The organism is Butyrivibrio proteoclasticus B316, assembly GCF_000145035.1.
In the GTDB taxonomy this organism is placed as follows: Bacteria; Bacillota; Clostridia; order Lachnospirales; family Lachnospiraceae; genus Butyrivibrio; species Butyrivibrio proteoclasticus.
In genome coordinates this window covers 67501-72500 of sequence record NC_014388.1, presented here as the reverse complement: position 1 = coordinate 72500, position 5000 = coordinate 67501, and the positions used below count along the sequence as shown (strand labels likewise).

Annotated in this window: 4 protein-coding genes, 2 tRNA genes and 1 rRNA gene (2 of these 7 only partly in view); all 7 read right to left on the bottom strand. The window is 42.0% G+C overall.

The window, feature by feature from the left end; genetic code table 11:
- Positions 1 to 249, bottom strand: partial view of a DUF4298 domain-containing protein gene (locus BPR_RS15355; RefSeq protein ID WP_013282399.1) — the 5' portion only. 36 nt of this gene lie to the left of the window's left edge; 249 of the gene's 285 nt are visible here — the first part of the coding sequence; its start codon is at positions 247 to 249; its stop codon lies off the left edge, out of view.
- Positions 250 to 290: 41 nt separating this feature from the next.
- The gene (locus BPR_RS15350; RefSeq protein ID WP_013282398.1) at positions 291 to 854 is read right to left on the bottom strand and encodes a rhomboid family intramembrane serine protease; all 564 of its coding nucleotides are present in this window, start codon (positions 852 to 854) and stop codon (positions 291 to 293) included.
- A gap of 70 nt (positions 855 to 924) precedes the next feature.
- Positions 925 to 1389, bottom strand: coding sequence for a C-GCAxxG-C-C family protein (locus tag BPR_RS15345; RefSeq protein WP_013282397.1), 465 nt, complete (start codon positions 1387 to 1389; stop codon positions 925 to 927).
- A gap of 165 nt (positions 1390 to 1554) precedes the next feature.
- Positions 1555 to 3210: a bifunctional metallophosphatase/5'-nucleotidase gene (locus BPR_RS15340; protein ID WP_013282396.1), complete on the bottom strand. Its 1656-nt coding sequence runs from the start codon at positions 3208 to 3210 to the stop codon at positions 1555 to 1557.
- A 204-nt stretch (positions 3211 to 3414) separates the two neighbouring features.
- A tRNA-Thr gene (locus tag BPR_RS15335) sits at positions 3415 to 3487 on the bottom strand.
- Between the two features lie 26 nt (positions 3488 to 3513).
- Positions 3514 to 3587: transfer RNA gene (locus tag BPR_RS15330), tRNA-Asp, on the bottom strand.
- Positions 3588 to 3700: 113 nt separating this feature from the next.
- Positions 3701 to 5000: ribosomal RNA gene (locus BPR_RS15325) — 23S ribosomal RNA — on the bottom strand (it continues 1561 nt past the right edge of the window).

Genomic DNA, 5000 nt, shown 5'->3' with positions numbered 1-5000 from the left:
CCGCTCAAGCATTCTATAAATTCCATCTTCAGAAAGTACTCCACGTTTCACTTCCGGTGGAATCTCTCCTCTTTCATCCATCTCAAAATCTTTTATCCACTGTTTGCTGCTATAATAATCCTCAATCATTCTGACTTTATTCTGTAAGTTTCTATACTCTTTTAACGCGTTCTCTATGAGGTACTGTGCATCCAAAACTTCGTCGAAAATATTCTCCATATCAGAAATATGATTAAAACTATTGTTCATCTCTCCGCTACCTCTTTAAACTTCTTATCTAGCAACAGGTATTATTTCTTATTCAGCCTATATCCGACAACTGCACCGATAACGCCTCCGAGGATATGTGAAAGATTCGAAATATCATCCTGAAGAAATAATCCATCGTATATTTGTTGTCCAATGAAGATAATCGCCACAAGTATAAAAGTCAAAGGAATCTCACCATTTTTAAAACTTGTAAAGGAAGTAAGCAGGATAAATGCAAATACAACACCACTTGCACCGCAAAGCGCTACATTCCAGAATAATATGTAATTTACGAGCCCTGTAACCATGGCGGTGATCACGATTACCTGCATAATCCTCTTAGAACCATACTTTTCCTCCAGCATTGGTCCCAACAAAAGAATATATGCAGCGTTACCAATATAATGTTCCCACCCATTATGGCCAAAGACATGTGTAAAAAATCTTACGTATGTTAATGGATTTGTAAGCGAAGAATGATACGTCATAAAAAGAAGCTGGTTACTGAGATTTCCTGTCAGGAATCCCAGTGCTAAAACTCCAAAGCTAATAAATATAAACCCCAGAACCACTGGCGAGTTAAATGTTACCTTTAGTCTTTTCATTTTCTAATCCGCTTCCTTTCGTGTCTGAATTGCATCCGGGTATTTTACCCTCAATGATTTTATCAGCCTGTTATTCTCTACTGATCACTGGATTATCATTTATATATTGTTCCAGTATTTCAGCTGCATCTCCTATTATCTCAGGACATGGACGTTTTTGGTAATACTGGACCGTTCTTGCTTCCGGAACAGGTACATCATGACGAACACTCAGTCCTAATAATTCACGACATACTATAGATCCATGTTTTTCTTCAAATTTATGAGCAAGCTCCTGTACTCTAGCGTAGTGATCTGCCTTAATCTGCCCGGTTTCAGGTCCATCATAGCCGTAAAGCAAACCTATCACCATGAACATTCCACTGACAGAACCACATACCTCTCTAAGTCGTCCCATTCCACCGCCAAATGATGATGCAAGCTTTAATAGCGTTTCTTTATCAAGCTGTAGCATATCAGAAAATGCTAAAACAATTGATTGGGAACAATTATATCCTTCCATAAAATTAGCCATTGCAAGTTCTCTACGTGTCATTGATTATTCCTCCATATGGAATACTATCATTTTAGAAAAACTTTTCAATAGTAAAAGTTCTTTCTCAATGTTCTTGATGACATCAATAAATAATTGAGAAAGATACTAAAAAAGCCCCTTTTTGTAGCTGATGCTTTGCTACGAAAAAGGAGCTTTTTTACTCTTTTATTTAATGATTGTTACGTCTCCACGAGGATTTGAATACTCGCTACCAATTACTCCGTGAAGCTGAGTCTTTACATAGTCCATAACAGCCTCATCCATAGGGATTCCCGTGTCAAAAGTTGTTCCTGAACTACTGAAACAATAATATGTATCTCCTCCGGCTGCAACGAAATTATTAGTTACTACAGCATATGTATCATCCTTAGAAAATGGCTGACCATTTACACTATCAATGGTTACTCTGTTGATACTTGCAGGTTTATGATATGTTGAAGCAGGGTAAGCCTGACCCGCAGCAAATGACTTTGCTGTGTTAACAGTAAATTTAATTCCTGTTGTCTGTGGGAATCCTCCTACCGGCTCAGGTGTACAGAATGTAGAAGCTTCAAGTGCTTCAAGAAGCTGCTCGCCTGTTACATATACTACAGCTACTGTATTTCCAAAAGGAAGAACTGTGTTAATATCCTTCTTGGTAACATCTCCTGCCTTGATAGGAGCTCTAAGTCCACCACCATTTGTAAGTGCTATAACATGATCTTTATCAACTGTTACAGAACCCTCATGCTGAAGGACAGACCACAGCATTGCTTCAGAAACAAGGTTACCCATATTGGTTTCTTCTGTTCTATTTCCAGGAGCTTTTTCACCATTAAGATTAACTTCACTCTTAGCAAATACTGAATTGTATTCTCTGTCAACTCTCTTAATGATAGCTGTAGTTACAGCCTCTGTAGTAACTTCTGGCTGAAGCTTATCGTAATTTAACAGATAACTATCCTCAACTGTTTTGGTTGCATTATCTATAACTACCACACCAAGTGACTGTAGCTTTGTTCCTGTAGAAGTAACAGGGTCCTTTCTGTCTTCTGCAGACATAATTGTATGTGAATGTCCATCGATCAAAATGTCAATTCCTTTTGTTTTCTTATAGAAAACATTACTACTAATACCTTCTCTTTCTGCTTCACTATCAACGCCTAAATGTGAAAGGCAAACAACAAAATCTGCTCCCTGAGTTTTAAGGGTATCAATTTGCTGCTGTCCACATGCATATAAGTCGTTCTTGGTAAGGAAAGTTAATCCCTTTATAAGAGCAGGATTTGACTTTGTCTGTGTTTCAGGTGTATCAACACCAAAAAAGCCAAGTTTCATTCCAGACTTTGTTGTATACATAGTATTAGGAGTCAAAAATAAATTGCCGTTAGCATCGAGAATATTAGCACATACTGTTTTAAACTTAGCTACAGCAAGATTAGCCTTAACCTGTGGAATACCGTAGTCAAATTCATGATTTCCTATAGTGGCTATGTCATAACCAGCTGCATTCATTGCCATGATAGCATCTAATCCTTTAGTCTGCGCAACATATGGAGTTCCCTGTGCATAATCGCCTGCATCAACAAGAATAACCTCAGCTCCCCTGCCCTGAAAATTCTGCTTAACTGAAGCAATGTAAGGGTATCGTCCAATTGCACCATGTACATCATTTGAATGAAGAATAATAGTCTTGCCGGAAAGATCGGCGGGAACATCAGCAATTGATTTTACCTCCGCTACAACATTTGCAGCATGAGAAGTAATAGTAGCTACATTTGTTGTAAAAACCAGTGCCGATGCAAGTAAAATTGATACTACATTTTTTAAAACCTTTTTCATACACCTAACCTCCAATTTTGTAATTTTCTGATAATTTCAATTATATAAGTGTTTCCCTACAAAGAAAAGTATCATGTTCTCACAAAATCAGCTGCTGTGTACATCCATAGTGGAGCGTTTTATATATATTAGGAAATCCTTGGGATTTCCTAATATATATAAAAAAACAGATACAGCAAATGCTGTATCTGTCTCTTTACCTAGAGCCGATGAGCGGACTCGAACCGTTAACCTGCTGATTACAAATCAGCTGCTCTGCCAATTGAGCCACATCGGCTTATAAAATATAACATACGTTATTAGCGACCCGAAGGGGGTTCGAACCCCTGACCTCCGCCGTGACAGGGCGGCGCTCTAACCAGCTGAGCCACCGGGCCTTATACTATTAATATAGCACAAAACACATGCGATGCATGTGTTTCTTTTTTGTACCTTCAAAACCGAACACTGATAATCTAAATCCTAACCTCTTTCTTGTTCCTAACCTTCTTTGGATAAGCCCTCGACCTATTAGTACACATCAGCTGAACACGTTACCATGCTTACACCTTGTGCCTATCTAACCTCATACTCTCTAAGGGGTCTTACTGCCGAAGCAGGGATATCTCATCTTGAGGGGGGCTTCACGCTTAGATGCCTTCAGCGTTTATCCCTTCCGGACGTGGCTACCCAGCCTTATGCATCTGGCGATGCAGCTGATACACCAGCGGTCCGTCCATCCCGGTCCTCTCGTACTAAGGACAGCTCCTCTCAGATATCCTACGCCCGCGCCGGATAGGGACCGAACTGTCTCACGACGTTCTGAACCCAGCTCGCGTACCGCTTTAATGGGCGAACAGCCCAACCCTTGGGACCTGCTACAGCCCCAGGATGCGATGAGCCGACATCGAGGTGCCAAACCACTCCGTCGATGTGAACTCTTGGGAGTGATAAGCCTGTTATCCCCAGGGTAGCTTTTATCCGTTGAGCGATGGCAATCCCACTTTCATACCACCGGATCACTAAGTCCTACTTTCGTATCTGTTCCACCCGTCGGTGTCACAGTCAGGCTCCCTTATGCCTTTACACTCTTCGAATGGTTTCCGTCCATTCTGAAGGAACCTTTGAGCGCCTCCGATACCCTTTCGGAGGCGACCGCCCCAGTCAAACTCCCCGGCAGACATTGTCCCCGGACCTGTTTCAAGATCCTTGGTTAGAAGCCCAGCATCATAAGGGTGGTATCCCAACAGCGACTCCGCAGCAACTGACGTCACTACTTCTTAGTCTCCCACCTATCCTGTACATATGGTACCGGACCCCAGTATCAACCTGGAGTAAAGCTCCATGGGGTCTTTCCGTCCTGGCGCGGGTAACCAGCATCTTCACTGGTACTTCAATTTCACCGGGTGCATTGCCGAGACAGTGCTCAAATCATTACGCCTTTCGTGCGGGTCGGAACTTACCCGACAAGGAATTTCGCTACCTTAGGACCGTTATAGTTACGGCCGCCGTTTACTGGGGCTTAAATTCAAAGCTTCGATTGCTCTAACCTCTCCTCTTAACCTTCCAGCACCGGGCAGGCGTCAGCCCATATACCTCACCTTTCGGTTTCGCATAGACCTGTGTTTTTGCTAAACAGTTGCTTGAGCCTCTTCTCTGCGGCCTGATTTCTCAGGCTCCCCTTATCCCGAAGTTACGGGGACATTTTGCCGAGTTCCTTAACAATGCTTCTCCCGTCGGCCTTAGGATTCTCTCCTCATCCACCTGTGTCGGTTTACGGTACGGGTTATGTATACGCTATAGTGGCTTTT

Coding starts and splice junctions, on each gene's coding strand:
- BPR_RS15350 (WP_013282398.1), bottom strand. CDS start 854: ATGAAAAGACTAAAGGTAACATTTAACTCGCCAGTGGTTCTGGGGTTT.
- BPR_RS15340 (WP_013282396.1), bottom strand. CDS start 3,210: ATGAAAAAGGTTTTAAAAAATGTAGTATCAATTTTACTTGCATCGGCA.
- BPR_RS15345 (WP_013282397.1), bottom strand. CDS start 1,389: ATGACACGTAGAGAACTTGCAATGGCTAATTTTATGGAAGGATATAAT.